This is a genomic window from Erythrobacter sp. (assembly GCF_038133525.1).
GTDB lineage: Bacteria > Pseudomonadota > Alphaproteobacteria > Sphingomonadales > Sphingomonadaceae > Qipengyuania.
In genome coordinates this window covers 1-1462 of record NZ_JAYPTL010000143.1, presented here as the reverse complement: position 1 = coordinate 1462, position 1462 = coordinate 1, and the positions used below count along the sequence as shown (strand labels likewise).

Genomic DNA, 1462 nt, shown 5'->3' with positions numbered 1-1462 from the left:
CGCGCGAGTCCATCGACGTCTGGCTGTTCGGAGAAGGCGCCGGGATCGCGGGCTGTCCGCCCACGGCCGCCGGATCGGTGGTGACGGGGGAGGCCGGGTCCTGCTTCGCGGGCTGGCTGGCGGGCAGATCGCGGACCATCACATTATTGGGCCGCGGCGCCTGCTGCGCCATGGCCGCCGTCGGCGCGATCGACGATGCGCAAAGGGCAAGCACCCCCGCGCTGCAAGCCAAACGGTTCAGACCAGCGAATTTCACGGTGGCGGACATCAACCCAATTTCCTCTTGTATCACTCGGCGCGCGGTACATCCCGCAGATGCACGCAACGCGCTCTCCCCATGAGAACGCCATGCGCCAATGCGCGGTTCCAGATAAGCGCCGGGCAATGATTATCCCCGTACTTGGCTTTCTGCTGGCTGAATCCGCGCATTTCCGGGGCGCGAAGCGACATATAGTCCTTTTGTCTGAGCCATGTTCACCTTGACGAAAACGCCGTTTCGGCCCATCGCGCGCGCAAACCTATTGTGCATCCGCAACACTCCGCGCGAGTCCTGCCAAGCCTGGCCAGTGACGGCGCGCGACAGACCGAAGAGGGAAATGCTCGCATGACAGCAGTTGGCAACGACACGCTCGGCACCCGCACGACGATGACCGTCGGCGGCAAGGAATACGCTTATTACTCGCTGGCCAAGGCCGCCGAGGCGCTGGGCGATGTTTCGCGCCTTCCCTTTTCGCTGAAGGTCCTGCTCGAAAACATGCTGCGTTTCGAGGATGATGGCTTCACCGTGTCGAAGGACGATGCCAAGGCAATCGTCGACTGGCAGAACAACCCCAAGGCTCCGCACCCCGAAATCCAGTATCGCCCCGCGCGCGTGCTGCTGCAGGATTTCACTGGCGTGCCTTGCGTCGTCGACCTTGCCGCGATGCGCGATGCCATCTCGGCGCTGGGTGGCGACACGCAGAAGATCAATCCGCAGGTTCCCGTGAACCTCGTCATCGACCACTCGGTCATGGTCGATGAATTCGGCCACCCCAAGGCGTTCGAGAAGAATGTCGAGCTGGAATATCAGCGCAATGCCGAGCGTTACGACTTCCTCAAGTGGGGTGCGAAGAGCCTCGACAATTTCTACGCCGTGCCCCCGGGCACCGGCATCTGCCAACAGGTGAAGCTTGAGCATATCGGCAAGGGCGTGTGGACGTCGAAGGACCCCTCCGGCGCGGACATCGCCTATCCCGACACCTGCGTCGGCACCGACTCGCACACCACCATGATCAACGGTCTTGGCGTTCTGGGCTGGGGCGTTGGCGGGATCGAGGCCGAGGCCGCGATGCTCGGCCAGCCGGTTTCGATGCTGATCCCCGAAGTCGTCGGCTTCAAGCTGACCGGCGCGATGGCCGAAGGCGTCACCGCCACCGACCTCGTGCTGACCTGCGTCCAGATGCTGCGCGAAGTCGGCGTGGTC

At 63.4% G+C, this 1462-nt stretch carries 2 protein-coding genes; one reads left to right on the top strand and one right to left on the bottom strand.

The genetic code is table 11. The features are described 5' to 3' along the window. Positions 1-268 (bottom strand): hypothetical protein (locus tag AAFM29_RS17265; protein ID WP_341713961.1); only part of this gene is annotated, 268 nt, incomplete at its 3' end. Positions 269-604: 336 nt separating this feature from the next. On the opposite strand from AAFM29_RS17265, the gene AAFM29_RS17260 reads away from it, so the two are divergent. Next, positions 605-1462 (top strand): aconitase family protein (locus AAFM29_RS17260; protein WP_341713960.1); only part of this gene is annotated, 858 nt, incomplete at its 3' end.